This window comes from Marinitenerispora sediminis (assembly GCF_003336425.1).
GTDB lineage: Bacteria > Actinomycetota > Actinomycetes > Streptosporangiales > Streptosporangiaceae > Marinitenerispora > Marinitenerispora sediminis.
Genome location: NZ_QEIO01000308.1, coordinates 1 through 1,356 on the forward strand (window position 1 = coordinate 1; position 1,356 = coordinate 1,356).

1 protein-coding gene and 1 pseudogene are annotated in these 1,356 nt (G+C 72.6%); one reads left to right on the forward strand and one right to left on the reverse strand.

Annotated features, from left to right (window positions below):
* Positions 1-197 (reverse strand): annotated as a pseudogene (locus DEF28_RS26495) (hypothetical protein); the annotation flags it as partial.
* 402 nt (positions 198-599) lie between these two features.
* Here DEF28_RS26495 and DEF28_RS26500 point away from each other — a divergent pair.
* A complete protein-coding gene (locus DEF28_RS26500; protein WP_114400928.1) occupies positions 600-1,235 on the forward strand; it encodes a LysE family translocator in 636 nt (211 codons plus the stop codon).
* Positions 1,236-1,356: the final 121 nt, after the last annotated feature.

Genomic DNA, 1,356 nt, shown 5'->3' on the forward strand with positions numbered 1-1,356 from the left:
GCCCCCACATGCACGACGAACATGCCCAGGACCGCCAGGCCGCGGGCGACGTCCACACCGACCAGCCGGTCGGCCGGGCCGCGCCGAGGTCCGGCGGCACGCGAGCGCCGGGGGCCCGCGCCCCCGGCCGCAGCGGGGGAGTGGCCGGAGTCGGGAGCGGCGGCGCCGTCGGGGGAGGGGTCGGTACTGTTCGACACGGCTACGAGCATCGCCGCTGCGCACCGCCCCGCACCGGGTTTCGTCGATATCTGGCCATTTGTGGTCGAACGCGGCTTTTCCTGACCGCCACGTCAACGCCGCGCCGCCGCCGCGCGTCCACGACCCGCACCGGCGGCGCGGCCGGGCGCGGGGGAGAGGCTCCGCACTCGGCCCCCACGGACACCGCCAGCCGCCACCGCGGCCGCCCGCCCGAGCCGGCCCGGGCGCAGGGGGCCCGCCACCGGAGCCGCACCGAACGCACGAGCCACCGCGCACCACCGCACAGCCGCCCTACCGGCCGATTCACCGCCTTCTGCTGCATAATGCTTTTTATGCAGCAAACCCGGTCGCCCGCCGGAGAACACCCACGCGGGGAGCCCGCACCGCCGTAACCTGGCGATATGTTCGACACTCACACGCTCGCGATATTCATCGCAGCGGGAGCAGCACTGGTGATCGCACCGGGACCGAACCTCATCTACATCCTCACGCGCAGCGTCAGCCAGGGCCGGCGCGCCGGCGTCATCTCGTCACTCGGCGTCGAGACCGGGACGCTCGTCCACATCACCGCGACCGCCGTCGGCCTGTCATCGCTGCTCGCGGCCTCCGAACTCGCCTTCAACGTCGTCAAGTACGTCGGCGCCGGCTACCTCGTCTACCTCGGCATCCGCGCCCTGCGCGACGGCGACCAGCTCAGCCTCACCCCGTCGTCCGCCACACCGCCCCGCGCCCTGCCTCGGGTCTACCGCGACGGCATCCTCGTCAGCATCTTCAACCCCAAGGTCGCGCTGTTCTTCATGGCCTTCCTGCCGCAGTTCGTCGACCCCGCCCAAGGCTCCGTCGTCGCCCAGGTCGTGCAGCTCGGCGGCATCATGGCCGTCATGGGCCTGGCCATGGACCTCGTCTACGCTCTCGGCGGCGGCGCCATCGGCGGCTGGCTCGCCCGCCGGCCCGCCCTCGCGTCCCGCCAGCACTACCTCGTCGGCGGCGTCTACCTGTCCCTCGGCGCCGCGACGGCGCTCAGCGGACGCCACTGAGTCGACCCCCGCGGTCGGCCCGCCGGCCCGGAACCCCTACTGGCCATGGGTTTCCGAAACGCCGATAATGTACATTATGTCAAGTAAGCCGGATCTGGCCGCGCCCGCCACCCCTCCGCCC